General features: G+C 33.0%; 18 protein-coding genes. 9 read left to right on the top strand and 9 right to left on the bottom strand.

Annotation, left to right across the window (positions count from 1 at the left end):
* Positions 1-48 precede the first annotated feature (48 nt).
* From dnaK to UZ34_04875, 3 genes are all read right to left on the bottom strand, one after another.
* Positions 49-1,995, bottom strand: a complete 1,947-nt coding sequence (gene dnaK, locus UZ34_04885; protein ID AKO64715.1) for a molecular chaperone DnaK — start codon at positions 1,993-1,995, stop codon at positions 49-51.
* Positions 1,996-2,060: 65 nt separating this feature from the next.
* Positions 2,061-2,615 carry a molecular chaperone GrpE gene (locus tag UZ34_04880; protein AKO64714.1) on the bottom strand — a complete coding sequence of 185 codons (555 nt, stop codon included), beginning with the start codon at positions 2,613-2,615 and terminating at the stop codon, positions 2,061-2,063.
* 62 nt (positions 2,616-2,677) lie between these two features.
* On the bottom strand, positions 2,678-3,613 hold the full coding sequence (locus UZ34_04875; GenBank protein ID AKO64713.1) for a hypothetical protein: 936 nt from the start codon (positions 3,611-3,613) through the stop codon (positions 2,678-2,680).
* Between the two features lie 20 nt (positions 3,614-3,633).
* On the opposite strand from UZ34_04875, the gene UZ34_04870 reads away from it, so the two are divergent.
* From UZ34_04870 to UZ34_04835, 8 genes are read left to right on the top strand one after another with little or no spacing between them, the layout of a single operon-like run.
* Complete coding sequence (locus UZ34_04870) at positions 3,634-4,608, top strand: hypothetical protein (protein AKO64712.1); 975 nt, start codon at positions 3,634-3,636, stop codon at positions 4,606-4,608.
* Positions 4,598-5,449, top strand: coding sequence for a hypothetical protein (locus UZ34_04865; protein ID AKO64711.1), 852 nt, complete (start codon positions 4,598-4,600; stop codon positions 5,447-5,449). The genes UZ34_04870 and UZ34_04865 overlap by 11 nt, the downstream gene beginning before the upstream one ends.
* Positions 5,427-6,197: a hypothetical protein gene (locus UZ34_04860; GenBank protein AKO64710.1), complete on the top strand. Its 771-nt coding sequence runs from the start codon at positions 5,427-5,429 to the stop codon at positions 6,195-6,197. Before UZ34_04865 ends, UZ34_04860 begins: the two co-directional genes overlap by 23 nt.
* Entirely contained in the window at positions 6,190-7,470 is a 1,281-nt protein-coding gene (locus tag UZ34_04855) for a hypothetical protein (protein ID AKO64709.1), read from the top strand. Before UZ34_04860 ends, UZ34_04855 begins: the two co-directional genes overlap by 8 nt.
* 1 nt (position 7,471) lies before the next feature.
* Entirely contained in the window at positions 7,472-9,196 is a 1,725-nt protein-coding gene (locus UZ34_04850) for a carbamoyltransferase (protein ID AKO64708.1), read from the top strand.
* Between the two features lie 12 nt (positions 9,197-9,208).
* On the top strand, positions 9,209-11,026 hold the full coding sequence (locus UZ34_04845) for a phosphogluconate dehydratase (GenBank protein AKO64707.1): 1,818 nt from the start codon (positions 9,209-9,211) through the stop codon (positions 11,024-11,026).
* 13 nt (positions 11,027-11,039) lie between these two features.
* Positions 11,040-11,663 carry a keto-deoxy-phosphogluconate aldolase gene (locus UZ34_04840; protein AKO64706.1) on the top strand — a complete coding sequence of 208 codons (624 nt, stop codon included), beginning with the start codon at positions 11,040-11,042 and terminating at the stop codon, positions 11,661-11,663.
* Entirely contained in the window at positions 11,663-12,319 is a 657-nt protein-coding gene (locus UZ34_04835; protein AKO64705.1) for a hypothetical protein, read from the top strand. The genes UZ34_04840 and UZ34_04835 overlap by 1 nt, the downstream gene beginning before the upstream one ends.
* Here the strand turns inward: UZ34_04835 and UZ34_04830 are convergent.
* The 6 genes from UZ34_04830 to UZ34_04805 are packed head-to-tail and all read right to left on the bottom strand — an operon-like array spanning position 12,308 to position 18,626.
* Positions 12,308-13,096 (bottom strand): glycosyltransferase, encoded by a 789-nt coding sequence (locus UZ34_04830; GenBank protein ID AKO64704.1) that lies wholly within the window; start codon positions 13,094-13,096, stop codon positions 12,308-12,310. The genes UZ34_04835 and UZ34_04830 overlap by 12 nt on opposite strands.
* Positions 13,078-14,085 (bottom strand): hypothetical protein, encoded by a 1,008-nt coding sequence (locus tag UZ34_04825; GenBank protein ID AKO64703.1) that lies wholly within the window; start codon positions 14,083-14,085, stop codon positions 13,078-13,080. The genes UZ34_04830 and UZ34_04825 overlap by 19 nt, the downstream gene beginning before the upstream one ends.
* On the bottom strand, positions 14,072-15,532 hold the full coding sequence (locus UZ34_04820) for a hypothetical protein (protein ID AKO64702.1): 1,461 nt from the start codon (positions 15,530-15,532) through the stop codon (positions 14,072-14,074). Before UZ34_04820 ends, UZ34_04825 begins: the two co-directional genes overlap by 14 nt.
* A complete protein-coding gene (locus UZ34_04815) occupies positions 15,529-16,509 on the bottom strand; it encodes an ADP-L-glycero-D-manno-heptose-6-epimerase (GenBank protein ID AKO64701.1) in 981 nt (326 codons plus the stop codon). Before UZ34_04815 ends, UZ34_04820 begins: the two co-directional genes overlap by 4 nt.
* On the bottom strand, positions 16,506-17,618 hold the full coding sequence (locus UZ34_04810; GenBank protein AKO64700.1) for a ferrochelatase: 1,113 nt from the start codon (positions 17,616-17,618) through the stop codon (positions 16,506-16,508). The genes UZ34_04815 and UZ34_04810 overlap by 4 nt, the downstream gene beginning before the upstream one ends.
* Complete coding sequence (locus UZ34_04805; GenBank protein AKO64699.1) at positions 17,619-18,626, bottom strand: HrcA family transcriptional regulator; 1,008 nt, start codon at positions 18,624-18,626, stop codon at positions 17,619-17,621. It lies immediately after the preceding gene.
* 92 nt (positions 18,627-18,718) lie between these two features.
* Between UZ34_04805 and UZ34_04800 the strand changes: the two genes are divergently transcribed.
* Complete coding sequence (locus UZ34_04800; GenBank protein ID AKO64698.1) at positions 18,719-19,579, top strand: inorganic polyphosphate kinase; 861 nt, start codon at positions 18,719-18,721, stop codon at positions 19,577-19,579.
* The last annotated feature ends 2 nt before the right edge of the window (positions 19,580-19,581 follow it).

Below are 19,581 nucleotides of genomic sequence, written 5' to 3'. Positions count from 1 at the left end.
AATATTGATGGCCTGGAGTTACCAGGCCAGATTGAGTCTATAAGGATATTACTTATCCTCTTCTTTTTTTTCTTCATTTACTTCTTCAAATTCAGCATCAACAACATCACCATCAACTGTTTTTTCTGAATTTGCATCAGCAGATTCTGCCTGTTGATTTTGACCAGATTGATTTTGCTGAGAGGCATAAACTTTTTCACCAAATTTTTGTGCTGACTCGGCCAATGCTTTTGATTTTTCCTCAATTTTGGCTTTATCATCTGATAAGATCGCTTCTTCTAAATCTTTAACAGCAGCTTCAATTTTTTCTTTTTCACCATCTTCTAACTTATCAGCATGATCAGTCATTGATTTTTTAGTGCCGTGGATCAGTGCCTCTGCAGAATTTTTTGCATCAACAAGCTCTTTGAGCTTTTTATCCTCTTCTGCATATTTTGCCGCATCTTCTTCCATTTTCTTAATTTCTTCTTCACTTAATCCACTATTGGCCTTAATGGTAATTTTATTTTCCTTGCCTGTCGCCTTATCTTTTGCTGATACATTTAATATACCGTTAGCATCAATATCAAATGTAACTTCAATTTGAGGAGTTCCTCTGGCAGCTGGTGGAATGTCTGTTAAATTAAATTGCCCAAGACTCTTATTTCCACTCGCCATCTCTCTCTCACCCTGGAGGACATGGATGGTTACGGCACTTTGATTATCTTCAGCAGTGGAGAAGACTTGCGAAGCCTTGGTTGGAATAGTAGTATTTTTCTTGATTAGCTTGGTGCAAACACCACCTAATGTTTCAATACCAAGGCTTAATGGCGTTACATCCAGCAATAGAACATCTTTAACATCTCCCTGGAGGACACCACCCTGAACTGCAGCGCCGACTGCAACAGCCTCATCTGGGTTAACATCTTTTCTTGGGTCAACATTAAAAATCGACTTAACTTTTTCTTGCACTTTTGGCATACGGGTTTGACCGCCAACAAGAATGACATCTGAAATATCTGAGCTGGATAAACCAGCATCTTGCATTGCTTGCTCACAGGGCGCAGCAGTTCTTTCAATTAAATCTTCAACTAATGATTCAAATTTTGAGCGAGTGAGTTTTACAACCAAGTGTTTCGGACCGGATGCATCAGCAGTAATGTACGGTAAGTTCACCTCAGTCTGTGAACTGCTTGATAGTTCAATTTTTGCTTTTTCGGCAGCCTCTTTAAGACGCTGTTTTGCGAGCATATCGTGGGTTAAGTCTACACCGTTTTCTTTTTTAAATTCTTCAGCCAAGAAGTCAATAATTCTATTGTCAAAATCTTCACCACCTAAAAAAGTATCTCCGTTCGTTGACAGAACTTCAAACTGATGCTCACCATCTACGCTTGATATTTCAATGATAGACACATCAAATGTTCCGCCACCAAGGTCATAAACAGCAATTTTTCTGTCACCTTCTTGTTTGTCTAAACCAAAAGCAAGTGCAGCAGCAGTTGGTTCGTTAATAATTCTTTTGACCTCAAGACCAGCAATTCGTCCAGCATCTTTTGTCGCTTGTCTTTGGCTGTCATTAAAATATGCTGGAACTGTGATAACTGCCTCTGTCACTTCTTCGCCCAGATATTCTTCTGCTGTTGTTTTCATTTTTTTTAAAACTTCAGCTGAGACTTGAGGTGGAGCTACTTTTTCTCCATTAACCTCAACCCAGGCATCACCGTTATCTGCTTTGGCAATGGTGTATGGCATTAATTTAATATCTTTTTGAACCTCATCTTCTTCAAAACGTCTTCCGATAAGTCGCTTCACAGCATAAAGGGTATTTTTAGGGTTTGTCACCGCTTGACGTTTAGCAGGGGCACCTGTCAGAATTTCTCCACCATCTTGATAAGCGATAATAGAAGGCGTTGTTCTATTTCCTTCTGAGTTCTCGATTACCTTTGGCTTTCCACTTTCCATGACCGATACGCAAGAGTTGGTGGTTCCTAAATCAATTCCAATAATTTTTGCCATTATATTTTTTCCTTCAAATATTTATTACTTATTAATGTTGAGATGATTAATAAAATTTTCAAGTATTAATCATTATTTTTAACTACTGAGACCATTGCTGGTCTTATTACTCTGTCATTAAGCTTATAACCCTTTTGTAAAACGCTTAATACCGTATTAGATTCTTGCTCTTTTGATTCAACCATTGACATTGCTTGATGTTCATTTGGATCAAATTTTTCACCTGTCGGATTGATTTCAGCAATATTAAATTTCTCAAAAACAGCATTGAGCTGTTTTAGTGTTAGTTCAACACCATCGATTAAGGTCTTGTTGTGCACATTATCAGGTCCTAGTGAAGCCTCTAAACTATCTTTTACTGATAATAATTCTTTACTAAAACCTTCGATTGCAAATTTTCTCGTTTTATCAGCCTCTTCATAGCTTCTTCTTCGAATATTTTCTGCTTCAGCTTTCGCATATAAAACTTGATTCTTCAGGTCCTCAATTTGCTCTAATAAATCATCAGATTGACCATCAATCTCTTGATTTTCCTCATTAGCATTCTCTTTTGATAAATCTTGGTCTTTATTTTGATCAAGTTCTTCAGTGAGATTTTTTTCTTTTTTTTCGTCTGCCATATACCTAACCGAGTTTTTTAAAAATTAATTACAGTTTATATATAGGTATGGAAAGGTAAATTTCAAGCTAAATCGTTAAATTTTATGAAAATTTCTTCAGGGAGGGGGATGTTGCTTAATGAGCCCATGTTAAATGCAGGAGTTTTGGTATTTTTAACCCCAGTGAGATCAGGATTACTGAATGTATAAATTCCAATTGTAGGTATATCCAGTGATGAGGCAAGGTGCGTAAGACCGGTATCAACCCCAATTGCAAAACGTGTGGATGCAATTTTTTTTGCCAGTTGATCAATATTCATTTTTTCGAGAATTTCACAATTTGTTGTTTGATCATAAATAGTAAGACATTCTTCATATTCTTTAACACTTCCCCAGGGAAGAAAAATTTTATAATTATTTCGCTCAAATAAGCCAGCCAACTTAATCCAGTATTCAAGAGGCCATTTCTTTTGATCATTGCTTGTCCCTGAAATAAATACAATACTATTTGGATCCGTTTGATCTTTTTTAAAATTATATGAAAAAGAAATATTGTTTTGGTCTATTTCATAATTCATTGACTTGGCAACAAGTAGCCTATTTCTATTAATTGCATGAATTTTTTTTTCAACCCCAATGGTGTTTTTATAAAAATAACTCGCAAAGCTTTCTTTAATAGAATTCTTATTAAAACCAAATGAGTTTAAAGACCTGCACATGATTCCAGTTCTTATTAAACCTTGAAGATCAATGACAAAATCATAATTTTCTTTATTAATTAAATGCTTTAATTGAAAGAATTCACTGTATGAATTTTTTTTAAATAAGTTTTTTTTCCAACTTCTAAATTTGCTTACTATGGTTTTCTGAATTGGGAATAAATTCAACAAACTAGAAAATGATTCTTCAACAAGCCAATGTATCTCCGCATCAGCATGATTTCTTCTTAAATCACTTATAATAGAGTTAGCGTGGATAATGTCACCTAATGATGATGTTTTGATAATCAAGACTTTCATAAAATAAAATTATAAACTAAATGAAAAAAATTCTTATACTCACCAAAGGGTTACAAGCTTCATCTTCTAGAGATAGGGCGTTAATTTATGAGAATTGTTTAAAAGAAGATAATATTCTTTTTAAACACATTGGTTTGTCAAAGAGGCCATTAAACTATTTTAGAACTTTGATTAATGCACCCTTTTATGATGTAGTTTTCTTACAAAGAAAACTTTTGTCGAAAACTTATTTTAAATTACTAAGATTTCTAGCTAAAAAAATTATCTATGATTTTGATGATGCAATTTTTATTGATTCAAAAGGTAAAATTTCAAAAAATAAATTTAACAGATTTTCAACAATATGTAGAAGAGCAGATTTGATATTTGCTGGTAATGAATTCTTAAATAGTTATTCCGCAAGGTTTAGTAAAAAGACGTTCATAATCCCGACATGCCTTGATACAAAAAAATATAAAATTAAAGCTATTGGCTCAAACGAATTTTTTGATCTTGTTTGGGTTGGTCAAAAAACAACATCTAAATATTTAATTGAAATTATCCCTTTTTTAGAAAAAGCAAACAAAAGATTCAAGGATTTAAGACTGATCAACATCTCTAATATTAAATTAGTAAGTAACTCAATAAAAATTAAAAATGTTAAATGGACTGAATCAGGTCAGTATAGAGAAATCAAGTCCGCTAAGGTTGGATTAGCTCCTTTAGACAATTCGAATTGGAGTAAAGGAAAATGTGCTTTTAAACTACTTCAGTATGCATCTGCTGGTTTACCAATAGTGTCATCTAATGTTGGTTATAACGGCATATTGATTAAAGAATATGAGTCTGGGATGCTTGTAAATAAAGGATCTGACTGGGCAAATAATATTGCAAAATTAAGATCTGATGCGATAACTAGAAAAAAATATGCAAAAAATGCTCTTAACATGTCAAAAAACTTTGACATCCATATCAACTATAAAAAAATGAAAAAGATCATTAAAGATGTCTTGTAATTTTTACCAAATTGCATATTCGGAAGAATCGCTGACGCCAATTCACCCTGGTTTTAAAATTTTTAATCAAATTGGTAAACCATATTTGGATGAGAGAGAAACATCTCATATGATTGATTTTTTTGATGCAGGACATGTAAAAGATGATGGAAATTTCTATTCACTAGTTTCTCCAAAATTTATAAATAAATTAAAGGTTGATTTTACTGACATCAATTTATTTATTAATCGAAACGATGGAAGTGACTTAATTTTATTTAATACTGATCCTAAATGGGCATATTTCTTCTTTAATGCATGGGATCAGGGTGAAAGTTTTCATAGAGGTTTAAAAAAAATAGCAGGAATGCTAAATACCAGCAGTAATTTTATTAGATTTGACTCAAGGCATGAGCCAAAAAATCTTGTTTATTCAAACTACTGGGCAGCCAAGTATTCCTTTTGGAAAAAATATGTTTTGGAACTTAAAAAAACAAGAAAAAAAATTTTATGCATGAAAGCCGATAAAAAAAAGTACTTTTATAGAAAAGCTGAAAATCACTTTGCTCCAATATATCCTTTTGTAATGGAAAGAATGTTATCTAACTACCTTTGTAAAAACCCAAAAATAAATTGTTCAAATTACCCTTATAGTAAATTACAGGTTATAAAAATGGCCACGAATATTACTGATAAAATTATATTGTGGAAATTCATCGATATAATTGACACGCTTGATAATAACAATGATTACAAAAGCTTAAAATCGGTTATAGAGAAAATAGATTTTTTAAGATCAAAAGTGAAGCGTCAAAATATTTTAGGAAGACTGTTGACTAATGTTAACCTTTTATTCAAATAAAGAAGACTTCAAAGATTCCAGTTTTTCTGATCTATTCAATGTGAATGGTAAAATAATTCGCTCTGGCGCTAATAGAGAGACACTGGAATTTTTATTTAAAAATAAAAAATATTTTATTAAGAGGTTTTCAAGCGGGTCTTTTTTGCAAAATATTCTAAATAAACTTGGGTTTGTTAAGGATGTTGGTAATGCCAGAAATGAGTTTGAGGCTTATCAAATTTTAAAAGAAATTGGCGTGGAAACTGCTAAATTAGTTTGTTACGGAAACGAAAAAAAGATCTGGAATAATCGTTCATTTGTAATTTCTGAGGAGATTAAAAATTTTGAGCAACTTGATTTTTTCTTTAGTAAAAAGAAATACCAGAAAGACAAAAAAAAATACCAAGATCGGATTTATAAAAAAGTAGTTGATATCATTAATAAGCTTCATCGTAATGGAATAGTTCACCATGACCTATATCTGTGTCATTTTTTACTAGATCTTAATTCATTGGGCAATAAAAAAAATATTAAAATATATTTGATTGACTTCCATAGGCTTGAAAAAAAGACAAAAGTTTCCACAAAACGTATTAGCAAGGAATTAGGTGATTTATTATTTTCTATAAAATATTTTGGTAATGAGGAACGTTTCGAAAAAATATTAAAGACTAATTACTTCAATAAAAACTTCCTGGAAAACCATAAAATGGATATTGATGATAGAGCCACTTTAATGTTAAAGAAATATAAAAATAAATATGCTTGATATAAATAACTTGAAATTTATAAAAGTGCTAAGAGAAATTCCTGGTAAGAGGAGGGTTGTTGAGGCTAGCGCTAGAGATAAAAACTACATAGTAAAATTTTTTAAAAAAAAGAATTTATATGCAAAAGAATTAAGAGGATCATTTTATCTTAATCAAGCGGAAATACTAACCCCAAAAGTTTTATCATTTGGAAAATTAAATAATGAATATTATATCATTTTTGAAAAAATCATCGATGCAATTACTGTTGAAGAATTTTTAAATGGCGATGATTCATTAACAAAAAAGTACAATATTATTAATGAAATATTGTTACTAAATAAAAAATTATTTAAAAAAAATTTTATTCAGCTGGATAATTATTTTAAAAATTATTTAATCTCGCATCAAAAAATTTACATGATTGATGGAGGTTTAGTTAAAAAAATTATTTTTTTTAAAGCTTTGAGAAAGTTTTTAAATTTCAGTCTAATTTCATCAAAGGTCGATCCTGACATCATGCTGAATAAAACCTCATTTTATAATTTTAAAATTTTAGATTTTATCCATAAAAAAATTGTTGGGTATTATGTGTACAAATCATTAATGAAGTTTCATTTGAAAACATTAAGAAACTCATCTCAATTTGAAAAAACTTCAACGTTTAGATCTTTAATTTATAAGCAAAAAGATTTTAACTTTGATTTTCAAAAAATCGACAATTTATTACAAAATGCTGAAATCATTAAAAATGGTAATACCTGCACAGTCTTTTGTCATAAAAATTTAGTAATAAAAAGATACAATATTAAAAGTTTTACGCATTTTATTAAGTTGCAATTTGTTAAGTCACGGGGTAAAAACTCTTGGCAAATTTCAAATGCTCTTCAGTTGATAAATATTGCATGTCCAAAACCATATTTTTACTATGAGAAAAAATTTCTTTTTTTTAAACTAGCCAGTTACTTTGCAATGGAAAAAATTGATGGCATGGACATTGTCAGTTACCAAGAATCTATTAAGAAAAATTCTGATACTAAAGTTTTAAAAGAAAAAATTTTGAAGCTTTTTGATAAATTTATTTATTTTAAATTTATCCATGGTGACTTTAAGAAAACAAACATTTTAGTCGATAATAAAATGCAAATATGGATGATTGATTTTGATAAATCTTTTTTCTCAATGAGCCAATCCATATATAATTATAAAATTAAAAAGCAAATTGCTCGTTTTCTCTCAAATTGGAAAAACAAATCAAAATTTCTAACAGCTATTAGGTCTTTGGAAAAATAATATGAAAATTTTAGGTATATCAGGCGTCCTTGGACATGACGCTTCAGCTGCATTGATTATAGATGGAAAAATTGTAGCGGCTGCTGAAGAAGAGAGGTTTATTCGGGACAAGCATGCTAAAAATTTATTCCCTGTTGAAGCAGCCAAATATTGTTTAAATGAAGGTAGATTGAATCCTGAAGATGTCGATATTGTGACATTCCCCTATGCAAAAATTCCTTTTTTCAGCAAAGCTCGTTTGCATTATGCAAAAAGATATTGGTATGCACCTGACAGAGCTCTGGATGCTATTTTCAATGGAAATCGCAGATTCAGAAGGAACTTAAACAAAACAAAAGATTTAATGACTTCATTAAATATTAATAAAGCAGAAATAATACCTGTGGAGCACCATTTATCCCATGCATCAAGCGCATATCATTTGTCAGGGTTTAAAGAAAAAACTGCCATCGTGGGTATTGACGGAAAAGGGGAGTATGCAACAACTTTTTTTGGATATGGAGAAAATGGAAAAATACATAAAATAAAAGAATTTTATGACCCTGAATCTCTTGGCGGTCTTTATGGAGCCATTACTGAATTTTTAGGTTTTGATATGCTTGATGGTGAGTTCAAAGTTATGGGCATGGCTCCATATGGAGACCCGTCATTGTATGATTTTTCAAATCTAGTTTCTTTTAAAAATGGACAATTAAAAGTTAATACGGATTTAGTTAACGTAATAGGTTTGAGAAGATATAAAGAAAATGGAAAAGGGTATTATTTTTCACCAAAGTTTGTGGATATGTATGGCAAAAAAAGAAGTGGTGATGAAATTGATTTACCTTATATTCATTATGCAGCATCCATTCAAAATAAACTTGAAGAAATCGCTCTTCAAATGATCGACTATTATCTTGGAGATATCATAAGGGAAACTGGAAAGATATGCATGGCTGGCGGCGTCGCACTAAATGTAAAGCTTAACCAAAAAATTATTGATCTGCCATACGTCAAGGAATTATTTGTGCAACCTGCTTCAGGAGATTCTGGAACTTCACTTGGAGCCGCCACATATGTTTCATCAATTCATGATAATAAAACCAATTCCATTAAAAAAATGGAGCATGTTTACTTGGGCCCTAGTTATTCATCAAAAGAATGCCTTGATGCTTGTAAAAATCATAGCTCTAAACCAAAATTTACTAAAATTAGCGATCCGGCAAAAGTTGGTGCAGAAATTTTAGCTGCTGGGAATCCCTTAGCATGGTTTCAAGGTCGTATGGAGTTTGGACCAAGAGCACTTGGATGTCGAAGTATCCTGGGCGATCCAACAACACCTAAGATATCGGATAAAATCAACAAGCAAATAAAATATAGAGAGCGTTGGAGACCTTTTTGTCCAAGCATTTTAGAAGAATATGCTGAATCTATTATTGGATCCAAGCATCCTTCACCATTTATGACATTCACATTCAACGTACAGCCGGAGTGGATAAAAAAAATACCTGAGGTAGTGCATGAGGATAAAACAATCAGAGTTCAGGTTGTGAATGAAAAAACAAATAAAGTATACTATCAGCTTCTAAAAAACTTTATGACGCTTAAGGGCGTCCCGGTTGTCTTAAATACATCATTAAATAGAAGAGGTGAGCCAATGGTTTGTTCACCTGAAGATGCCTTAAATATGTTTTTTGGATGCGACTTAGAATTTATGATCATGGAAAATATACTAGTAACAAAATAAATACTTTAGATTATGAAAAATTTAATACTTGAATTAGCTGAAAAAATTAAAGAGAAAAGCAGGCCGACGAGATCGGCTTACCTTAAAAGATTAAAAACAATGAAAAATAGAGATCGGGGTTCTGATCGTCTCGGTTGTGCAAATGTGGCCCATGCATTTGCATCATTATCACCCGATAAGAGACTAACTATAGTTCAAGAAAAGAAGCCTAATTTAGCAGTTGTTACTGCCTACAACGATATGCTATCAGCCCATAAACCTTACGAGGATTACCCTGAGCTAATCAGATCAGTTGCCAGCGAAAATGGTTCTACTGTGCAAGTTGCAGCTGGTGTTCCAGCTATGTGTGATGGTGTGACCCAGGGCGAACCTGGAATGGAATTAAGTTTATTTTCAAGAGACACAATTGCCATGAGTACTTCAGTTGGTTTGTCGCATGATGTTTTTGACGGATCATTATTGCTAGGCATTTGTGACAAAATTGTTCCTGGACTACTCATAGGAGCTTTACATTTTGGACACTTGCCAGCCATATTTATTCCAGCTGGCCCTATGTCAACTGGTATAGATAACACATCAAAATCTAAGGTTCGCGAGCAATACGCTCTTGGTAAGGTTGGTAGAAAAGAGTTGTTGGATTCTGAATCAAAAGCATATCACGGAGAGGGTACATGCACATTTTATGGAACAGCAAATAGTAATCAAATGTTGTTAGAGGCGATGGGTCTTCATGTTCCTGGAGCAGCATTTATTCATCCAAGAGACGATGCACGAAATGAGTTAACTTCTGAAGCAGTCCGGATGTTAATAAAAAATGTTAACGACACTAAAACATCATTTGCATTAGGCGAAATGGTTGACGAGAAAGTGATTATTAACGCAATGGCTGCTTTATTGGCGACTGGTGGATCAACAAATCATTTAATTCATTGGGTTGCAATTGCGAGAGCTGCTGGAATAGTGATTGATTGGACTGATTTTCATGAGCTTGCGAAAGCTGTGCCTTTATTAGCCAGTGTCTACCCAAATGGTGTAGCCGATGTTAATCAGTTTCAAGAAGCAGGCGGCCCAAGTTTTGTTATCAGAGAATTATTAGAAAATGGCTGCATGTTTAATGACGTTTTATCTGTTGCTGGACCTGGTATGGAAAAATACGGACAAAAATTATCTGTAACCGGAAAGACTCTATCATGGACTGATTTCCCCAAGTCATCTGGTGATGTCACTATCGTGAGAACACATGAAAAACCATTCTCAGATACTGGTGGTTTAAAACTTTTAAAAGGTAATGTCGGTCGGTCTGTTATGAAGACATCTGCGATCCCAGAAGACAAATATATAATTGAGGGACCAGCGATGATCTTTGATTCTCAGGAGGAATTACTTGAGGCATTTGATGAAGGAAACCTGGAAAAAGATTTTATTGCAGTTGTTCGTTTTCAAGGGCCCAAAGCAAATGGGATGCCTGAGCTGCATAAATTGACGCCACCATTATCTGTTTTGCAAAATAAAGGATTTAAGGTTGCTATTGTGACTGATGGCAGAATGAGTGGTGCCTCAGGGAAAGTTCCAGCAGCAATTCATATGAGTCCAGAGGCTGCACTAGGTGGAGCTATTGCCAAAATTCGAGAGGGCGATATGTTAAGAATTAATGCCACCGTTGGCTCATTAAATGTTTTAGTGGATGAAGATACATGGTTTGAAAGAAAGGTGGAAACACTTCCTGAAACCAAAAAACAAAATAATAGCCACGGCATGGGTCGAGAGCTTTTTGGAGCTTTAAGAAAAAATGTGTTAACCGCCGAAGAAGGTGCAGTCACTTGGGTTTAAATAAAGGAAATTAATGAATACAAAAGATTTATCTAGTTACGGTCCCGTTATACCAGTTATTGTGATTAACAAAATTGACGATGCATTACCTATTGCAGAAGCACTTTTAGAAGGCGGGATTAGGGTTCTTGAAGTAACTATGCGTTCAGAATGTGCCCTTGATGCAATAGAATTAATCTCAAGCAAACTGCCAGAGGCAATTACTGGAGCCGGAACTCTAAGGACAAAGTCTGACGCTGTTCAAGCGAAAAATGCCGGATCAAAATTTGCAGTCAGTCCAGGATTTACTACAGAATTATCAGATGAATGTAAAAGAATTGACCTTCCTTTACTTCCAGGCGTATCCACTGGGAGTGAAGTTATGATGGCTGCAGACCAAGGTTATGATTTCTTAAAACTTTTTCCTGCCGTAGCTGTTGGCGGTATAAACTTATTGAAAGGATTTGCAGGTCCTTTCTCAAATATTCAATTTTGCCCAACAGGTGGAGTAAAAGTAGAAACAGCATCCGAGTTTTTAAGATTACCTAATGTACCAGTCTGTGGTGGAACTTGGTTAACACCCAATGACTTAGTTAACAATAAAGATTGGGCAGGAATTACCAAGCTTGCTGCCGAGGCTTCATCTATAAAAGTGTAATGGATCTCACAAAATACAACACCATCATATTTGATTGTGATGGTGTGTTATTAAATTCAAACTTTAAAAAATCTGAAGCCTATCGATACGCAGCTATTGATTTTGGTGCAACGAAAGAACAAGCTGAAAAATTAGTTCAATATCATGTTGAAAACACCGGTATTTCAAGATATGTAAAATTTGAATATTTCCTTACAAATATATTGCAACAGTCATTTAATGAAGAAGACTTTAGCTTTCTAATTAAATCTTTAAATCATAATGTATTGAAAATATTAAATGATTGTGAAGTAGCAACTGGCTTAGATGAGTTAAGAGAGTTGACGAGAAATCAGCATTGGATGGTGATGAGTGGAGGAGACCAGGAAGAGGTAAGAACAATCTTAGCCTCAAAGCATCTTGACCATCTGTTTGATTATGGGATTTATGGCAGTCCAGATTCAAAACACGACATTGTAAAATATCATCTTGAAAAAAATAGTGATTTTATGCCAGCGATCTTTTTTGGTGATGCGGAATATGACATTAAAACTGCTAAAAATTTTAATCTTGATTTTATTTTTATTTCGGGATGGAGTGATTTTAGTGCCTGGGAAGAAACAGTAAAGAGAGAAAACATTTTGTCTGTGAAGCATCTGAAAGATCTAATTATCTAGGGTATCATCTTTTAAAATTTCTTTAATTTCATTTCTATTCATGTAGCCGAAATAATCTTTGATCACTTTGTTAGCAGAACGAATTTCAAACTCATCATTAATTGCCTGGGTAGCGTGATTGATATGATTTACATATTTATTTAAAAAATTAGATTCCAAAAAAATCATTTTATATCCAGCATGGATTAGTTTTTTATGAAGAACCTTACCCGCACTTTCATTCTGATCTGAAAAAGATGAGTTAACTTTTTTAATAAGGTCTGTTTTGTAAATCGCACAATGGCTCCTGAGATAATGATAGTCTTTATTAAAGCGTTGATTATTAGTCTTATTTTTTTGTAATTTTTTGAATAGGTATTCGATATGCTTACCTAACCTTTGAAAAATATTTTTGTGTTCAAGCTTCCAAGATCCAACACCAGCAACAGTAGGATCATCAAAAGGCTGCATCAAAATATTAAGCCAGTTTGGATGGATCATAAGGGTATCCGTATGAATTACGATGACATAAGGGCTTTTTATTTTTTTTAATGCCAAATCTAGTGCTCTGGCATGGGACATTGGTCCCCCCTCGTTTGGAATCCCATCCCTATGAATAAATTTTATCCATTTTAAACTTTTAAGATATTTTGAAGATTCATCATTTGAGTTGTTATCAACTACAATAACATCTGCATGATTTAAATCTGTATTTTTTCTAAGCAACCTGAGACAAACTTTTGTTAATTGGTATGTTTTGTAGTTTGGAACGATTATTGTTACTTGTTTAGTAGGCATGTGATTCTTTTAGAAATTTCTTTTTCATCGATTTTGTTCATGCAGTCAAAATGTTTCAGTGGACAGCGTCTTTCAAAGCAAGGACTGCAATCAAGATTTAAATAATTAATTACTGCTTCGCTGTTTAGTGGAGGTGTGTTGTTTGGGTCTGAGGATCCAAAGAAGCTATCTTGAGGAATATTAAGAGCTGCTGCAATGTGCATTAACCCAGAATCATTACTCAAAAAATATTGAGCACAAGCAATTATATCAATGCATTCACCTAGAGATGTTTTACCGGTAATATCAAAACATCTATATTTTGTAAGTTTATTTATTTCGTGATTTACTGTTTTGTCATTTGCGGAACCGATTAGCAAGATATTGAAATTCTCTTTAATTAAATTATTTGCTATATATGCATATTTTTCTGAGGGTAATATTTTGGCGGGACCATATTCTGCCCCACCAGAAATAATGACAAGATTTTCTATTGGAATTCTATTTTTTTTTAAAAAATTTTTACCATTTTTTTTATTGCTCACAATTTTTGGGTTAATTAATTTAGGTGAGGGGTATGAATTATTTTTTGATAGTTTTGTAAATTTGCGAATCGTAGGGTCGGAATTATTTTTAAGAACATTATTTAAAAAAAATGATCTCAATTCACCAACATACCCAGTTCGTAATGGTATGTTTGAAAAAGTAATATTCAGCAATGATTTAAAGGTATTGATCAGGAATATACATTCATCATAACTTTCTTGTCTTAGTTTAAAACTTAGACTTAACCTTTTAAAAAAATCGAACTTACCATGATTAAACTCAAGAGGTATTAATTTATCAATTTCAGGAAATCTTGATCCGATATCCATAGACCACCTAGGAGCTGCCAAATGAACTTCACAATTTGGATTTCTTTTTTTTAAATTTAAGAATAAGGAATGGGCCATTACCATATCACCTACCCAGGATGGACCAAAAATTAGAATCTTTTCATTTTTCACTATGGTTTATTTTTTTTATTATATTTGTACTACTTTGACCTGGAATAAGGTCAATTAACATTACCTCCCCAGCCCATTTTTTTACTTCTTTATGCCCCACCACCTCTTTGACTTTATAGTCATTTCCTTTGATTAGAAAATGAGGTTGGATTGTTTTAATTAGCTTAATCGGTGTATTTTCATTAAAAAATACTATTGCATCGACTGAGGATAGACCTGATAAAACCTGAGCTCGATTTTGCTGATCAACAATTGGTCTAGATGAGCCTTTAATCTTTTTAATTGAGCTATCTGTATTAAGGCCTAGTATTAAGAAATCAACATTCTTTTTAGCTTCATTAAGATAGGAAACATGACCGGAGTGGAGAATATCGAAACAACCATTAGTAAATCCAATGGTTTTTCCTAGCTTTTTGAGTTGGACAGCTTTGCTTTTCATTTCATCAAGCTTAAATATTTTATTACTTTTAAGGTTACTGTCCTTGGTAACAAAAAAGTCCTTGAGATCATCAAGAGATACAGGTTCTGTTCCAATTTTACTGATGACTGTTCCTGCAGCGATATTAGCTAAAGTTAATGAACTTTCAATATTAAAACCTGCATGCAATGAGACAGCAATTGAGGAAATAACTGAGTCGCCAGCACCAGAAACATCAAATACTTGTTTGGGTGAAACAGCAGGAAATTTCTTATGACATTCATCCGAGTAAAGGTTAATTCCATTTTCACCATTTGTTTCGATTATGTTTTTTATATTATTTTCTTTTCTTATTTTATTAAGAGTTTTTTCGTGATGGATGCCATCTCCCATGTAAGTAAAAGATAACGCTTCTTTTTTGTTGGGAGTAACAGCAAAAGCATTTTTGTATTTAGAAATATCACTCCCTTTGGGGTCAACAAGCACAGGAATTTTTTCTTTATTAGCTTTAGAAATGATTTTTTGACACAATGCAGGGGATAAGAAGCCTTTGCCATAATCGGATAGAATAATGACTGATATATTTTTGTTAATTTTGTTTATGATTTTTGATTCTTCTAATTTCGTTAAGGAAATTAGTTTCGCATCAAAGTCTTGTCTTAATAATTGTTGATTACCAACAACGCTCCTAATTTTTGTTGTTGTCACATCATTTTTTTTAAAAATAATGTTTGAGGTAATTTTTTTTTGCTTCAGAAGTTCCAACAATAATTCACCACTTTTGTCTTTAGCTACTGATGAAACAAGAAAGGTTTTGACTCCAAAATTAATAATATTGTTAACAACATTCGCAGCACCACCTAATTTATTTTCAATTTCTTTTACGCTAAATATTGGAACTGGAGCCTCTGGTGATATTCGATCAATAGACCCAAAGTAATACTGATCAAGCATTGCATCACCTATAACTAAAATATTTTTTTTATTATGTTTTATTCGAGTGAGAAAATCGTTAAAGATTAATTTATTCATAGATATTGATCTTTTTGTGATAAATAATTTTGGTAATAATCTGTTACTCCAGAGTTAAGATCATTAAAATTTAAATCGTATCCGGTTTCAATAAGCTTATCAATTTTTGCTTCAGTAAAATACTGGTATTTTCCATCCAGATCAGAAGGCATATCAATGAATTTAATTTGTTCGATTGAAGATTGATGATTTTTTATGAGAGATTGAGCTAATTCATAAAAAGTTTGAGCTTTGCCTGTGCCTATATTAAATAACCCGCTTATTTTTTTTGTATTAAGTAAATGGATCATGGCTGAGACAGCATCTTTGACATAAATAAAATCTCTTAACTGACCACCATCTTCATATTGTGGATTATTGCTTTTAAAAAGCTTAATTAATCCCTCATTACTAATTTGATTGAACGCATGATAAACAACGCTCGCCATACGACCTTTATGATATTCATTTGGACCATATACATTAAAAAATTTACAGCCAGCCCAGTAAGGTGGACATAGATTATTTTCTGCCATACCCAAGGCCCAGCGATCAAAAAAATATTTGGAGTATCCGTAGGCATTTAATGGCTTTAAGCCCGAATTTAAATCATCATCATATCCTTGTGAACCATCTCCGTATGTTGCCGCTGAACTGGCATAGATAAAGGGTATTTTTTTTTCCGTACAGTATGACCATAATTTTTTTGAAAAACGAATATTATCTTTAATGAGCTTAGAAAAAACTTTTTCAGTGGTGGCGCTGATTGCACCCATGTGAATAATGGCATCAATTTTTTTTGCATCCATTTGTCTTAATGATGTTAATAATTGATCTTTTTTGACAAAATCCAGGTACTTTCTCTTACTAAAATTCTTTTCTTGATTATCGTGGGCAAGATCATCGCAAAGAATAAGATCATTTTCACCTAAGATGTTATTAAGATGCCATGCAGCAACACTTCCAATCATCCCTGCAGCGCCAGTGATGATAATCATGGTAGTTTTTTAACCTTTTCAAAAGCTGTTTTTGTTTCTTTAGATGCTTTGCTGATTTTAGATACTGAATATTTGTGATCAATCCATCCCTGAAGATGAGATTTTGCGATTTCAAACATGGCATTAATCCACTCTTCGGAATCATTCAATGCTGGTATGTATCTGTATTTTTTTGGATCTCCGCCATGTTCTGAGAATATCTCTCTGCCTTCCATATTAATTTCTTCAAGAGTTTCAAGGCAATCACTAGAGAAGCCTGGACATAATACATCTACACGAATATCTTTTTCACTTCCCAAATCTTTTATGACTTCTGAAAAGTATGGTTTGAGCCATTCTGCTTTGCCAAACCGGGATTGGAAAGTTACTTGATATTCTTGCTCTTTTAATTTGAGTGCTGTAGTCAACAATCTTGCGGTTTTATAACATTCACAGTGATAAGGATCACCTTGTAGAAGTGATTTCTTTGGAACCCCATGAAAACTCATAATAAGCTTATTTGGTTTTGATTTTTGCTGCCAAAACTTAGTAATGAAATGTTTAAGCGCATCGATATAAGCGGGATGGTCATGGTAGTTACGAATTACCCTTATTTCTGGAATATTTCGTGTTTTTATTAACTTTTTGAATAGTCCATCCATGGCAGCTCCAGATGAGGATGAAGCATATTGCGGATAAAGAGGAAAAAAAAGAATCTTATTACAATTTTTTTCTTTAAGTTTATCAATAGCATTTGCGATTGAAGGTTGCCCATAACTCATACCGATTTCAATTTCAATTGGCTGTTTAATATTTTTTTGAATAAGTTTATTAAAGGCTTCCTTTTGTTTTTTTAAATTGACATAAAGGGGAGATCCTTGTTTGGTCCATATCGATTTATATTTTGCTGCACTTGCTTTCGGACGAAAAACCAAGATGATAAAATGAAGAATCCAACACCAAATAAACCGAGGAATCTCTACAACCCTTCTGTCCATAAGAAATTGTTGAAGATATTTACGTAATGCTCCGGAGGTTGGTTTTTCTGGTGTCCCGAGATTGGCTAAGATGATTCCAACTTTGGGCTCGTCTCCGTGAGTGTATTTAGGTTCCTTATTGTAATAGGCCATTTATATTTTTTTTTGGTGATTATTTAAGCTTAGCAGTTTAGCAGTTATGTCAACAATTGGAATAACCCTTTCATAAGCCATTCTTGTTGGGCCTATAACACCCAAAGATCCAATAACCTCTCCATCTACTTCATAAGGCGATGTAATGATGCTACATTCATCAAGGCCGTGATAGCCCGATTCTTCTCCAATAAAAATTTGTACCCCAGAAGAATTCTGACTTTTTTCAAGAAGATCCATGAGCATATTTTTTTTATCAAAAATTTGAATAATTTTTTTTAAACTTCCTAAATCTTTAGCAAGTTCTTCGTTATAAATCAAATTTTCTTTACCGCTAATAAAAATATTTTCATAATTATTTGGATTGGAGTTATCCATTGCGGACTGCATAAGATCGTACATTCTTTTCTTTGTTTCATTGATTTCTTTAGCGATCTTTTCAAATGATTCCTCAATCGTTAGTCCGGAGTAATTCTTGGTAAAGTAGTTTGAAATTTCAACCAACTCATGAGGCGAGTAATCTTTATCTACTTTAAGAATCTTATTCATTACTTGCCCATCGCTAGTAACTAAAATCGCCAAAATTTGATTGGAAGATAAATTAATAAATTCGATATGTTTAAACGTATTTTTTTTCAACTTGGGTATGAGAATCAACCCTGCATGATGAGTGAGGCTGGATAAAGTATCTGCAATAGTATTTGAGACGTTTTGCATATTATTCATTTTTTCAGAGATAAGATTTATCTCTTGCAAAGTTGGTTCTTTGTAAGTGAGTAAAGTATCCACAAAGTACCTGTAACCTTTTTTTGTAGGAATTCTCCCTGCAGATGTATGAGGGCTAGATATAAAACCTTGATCCTCAAGAGTTTTCATAATATTTCTTATACTTGCCGGACTTAGATCAACCTCGGCATGGCTGGATAATGTTTTGGAGCCTACGGGAGCGCCATCATCAATATGTTGGCTTATTAAAACTTTTAGAAGCTGTTGTGATCTTGTATCCACCTATTTATGAATATTGAATAATTAGTAGTTATTATTTAAATAGATTAAAATTATTAAATCAATTATATCAAGTAAATACATTTGGTTACTTTATGAACTTTAAAAAAATTGCCATTATTGGAAAATACAATAATCTTAAGGAGGACCCCAGCTTTTTGGACAAGCTAAAAAGCCTTATAAAGTTTATAGACGATCAAGGGCTTCAAGTATTTATTGAAGAAAAAACAGAGCAACAATTCAAAATTAACCGGCATCAATCCATTACCTTGGCTGAATGTAGTAATGTTGACCTAATTATTGTGCTAGGTGGAGATGGCACTATGCTGGGGGTCGCAAGAGCTGTTTCGCATCTCAATGTTCCTATTGTAGGAATCAATCAAGGACGTTTTGGTTTTTTAGCGGATGTTAGTTTTGGTGATATGGAAAATGAGCTGTCTCAAATCTTACAAGGCGCTTATGAGCTGGATAAACGCATGCTTTTGCAGGTAAAAGTAATGAGAGATGATAATCTAATATATGAATCTATTGCCTTCAATGATGTTGTTATTAAAAGCGGTTCGCGATTAATTGAATTAGAATTGAGTGTAGATCAGAAATTACTCCATAAACAAAGATCGGATGGAATAATCATTGCTACCCCTACAGGAACCACAGCTTATGCACTGTCTGCAGGTGGCCCAATTCTTCATCCGACAATTAATGCTGTTTCAATTGTTCCCATTAGCCCTCATACTCTCAGCAATAGGCCCATCGCATTAGACGCAACAAAACCCATATCTGCAAAAATTATTGATATGGATGAGGGTTTTCTGAGTGTGGATGGTCAAATAAAATTTCCATTAGACTTGAGAGATAAAATTTCAATTAATAAGTCGAAAAATACAATTACTATTCTCCATCCAAAAGAGTATTGTTACTTTGAGATGCTCAGAAACAAATTAAACTGGGGTTAAAG

The organism is Methylophilales bacterium MBRSF5, assembly GCA_001044335.1.
Lineage (GTDB): Bacteria > Pseudomonadota > Gammaproteobacteria > Burkholderiales > Methylophilaceae > BACL14.
The sequence above is the reverse complement of the archived record's forward strand: the minus strand, read 5'-3'. Positions and strand labels throughout refer to the sequence as shown.

What these genes read in the sequence shown, in the direction of transcription:
- UZ34_04830 (AKO64704.1), bottom strand. Translation starts at nt 13,096, where the DNA reads ATGCCTACTAAACAAGTAACAATAATCGTTCCAAACTACAAAACATAC.
- UZ34_04835 (AKO64705.1), top strand. Translation starts at nt 11,663, where the DNA reads ATGGATCTCACAAAATACAACACCATCATATTTGATTGTGATGGTGTG.
- UZ34_04880 (AKO64714.1), bottom strand. Translation starts at nt 2,615, where the DNA reads ATGGCAGACGAAAAAAAAGAAAAAAATCTCACTGAAGAACTTGATCAA.
- dnaK (AKO64715.1), bottom strand. Translation starts at nt 1,995, where the DNA reads ATGGCAAAAATTATTGGAATTGATTTAGGAACCACCAACTCTTGCGTA.
- UZ34_04815 (AKO64701.1), bottom strand. Translation starts at nt 16,509, where the DNA reads ATGATTATCATCACTGGCGCTGCAGGGATGATTGGAAGTGTTGCTGCA.
- UZ34_04855 (AKO64709.1), top strand. Translation starts at nt 6,190, where the DNA reads ATGCTTGATATAAATAACTTGAAATTTATAAAAGTGCTAAGAGAAATT.
- UZ34_04800 (AKO64698.1), top strand. Translation starts at nt 18,719, where the DNA reads ATGAACTTTAAAAAAATTGCCATTATTGGAAAATACAATAATCTTAAG.
- UZ34_04865 (AKO64711.1), top strand. Translation starts at nt 4,598, where the DNA reads ATGTCTTGTAATTTTTACCAAATTGCATATTCGGAAGAATCGCTGACG.
- UZ34_04845 (AKO64707.1), top strand. Translation starts at nt 9,209, where the DNA reads ATGAAAAATTTAATACTTGAATTAGCTGAAAAAATTAAAGAGAAAAGC.
- UZ34_04850 (AKO64708.1), top strand. Translation starts at nt 7,472, where the DNA reads ATGAAAATTTTAGGTATATCAGGCGTCCTTGGACATGACGCTTCAGCT.
- UZ34_04820 (AKO64702.1), bottom strand. Translation starts at nt 15,532, where the DNA reads ATGAATAAATTAATCTTTAACGATTTTCTCACTCGAATAAAACATAAT.
- UZ34_04810 (AKO64700.1), bottom strand. Translation starts at nt 17,618, where the DNA reads ATGGCCTATTACAATAAGGAACCTAAATACACTCACGGAGACGAGCCC.
- UZ34_04870 (AKO64712.1), top strand. Translation starts at nt 3,634, where the DNA reads ATGAAAAAAATTCTTATACTCACCAAAGGGTTACAAGCTTCATCTTCT.
- UZ34_04860 (AKO64710.1), top strand. Translation starts at nt 5,427, where the DNA reads ATGTTAACCTTTTATTCAAATAAAGAAGACTTCAAAGATTCCAGTTTT.
- UZ34_04840 (AKO64706.1), top strand. Translation starts at nt 11,040, where the DNA reads ATGAATACAAAAGATTTATCTAGTTACGGTCCCGTTATACCAGTTATT.
- UZ34_04875 (AKO64713.1), bottom strand. Translation starts at nt 3,613, where the DNA reads ATGAAAGTCTTGATTATCAAAACATCATCATTAGGTGACATTATCCAC.